The organism is Azospirillum tabaci, from assembly GCF_014596085.1.
Classification (GTDB): Bacteria; Pseudomonadota; Alphaproteobacteria; order Azospirillales; family Azospirillaceae; genus Azospirillum; species Azospirillum tabaci.
On the sequence record NZ_JACCJY010000096.1, the window covers coordinates 1 to 523 of the forward strand.

Annotated in this window: 1 protein-coding gene; it reads right to left on the reverse strand. The window is 67.3% G+C overall.

Features of this window, described 5'->3' with window-relative positions:
- Nucleotide 1: 1 nt before the first annotated feature.
- On the reverse strand, nucleotides 2-523 hold a 522-nt coding region (locus H0B54_RS29420; RefSeq protein WP_188263283.1), incomplete at its 5' end, for a glycine radical domain-containing protein.

Below are 523 nucleotides of genomic sequence, written 5' to 3' on the forward strand. Positions count from 1 at the left end.
CTCAATGCGCGCCGTGGAAGGTGCGGCTGATGACGTCCATCTGCTGCTCGCGGGTCAGCTTGATGAAGTTCACCGCGTAGCCCGACACCCGGATGGTCAGCTGCGGGTACAGCTCCGGATGGTCCATGGCGTGCAGCAGCGTCTCGCGGTCGAAGACGTTCACGTTGATGTGGTGGCCGCCCTGGCCGAAATAGCCGTCCAGCATGCCCACCAGATTGGCCACCCGCTCACCCTCGGTCGGGCCCAGCGCGCCGGGCACGATGGTGAAGGTGTAGCTGATGCCGTCCTGGGCGTGGGCGTAAGGCAACTTCGCCACCGACGCCATCGAGGCGATCGCCCCCTTGCGGTCGCGCCCGTGCATCGGGTTGGCCCCCGGCGCGAAGGGCTGGCCGGCCTTGCGCCCGTCCGGCGTGTTGCCCGTCTTCTTGCCGTAGACCACGTTCGACGTGATCGTCAGCACCGACTGCGTCGGCACCGCGTCGCGGTAGGCCTTCTGCTTGCGCAGCAGACCCATGAAGGTCTC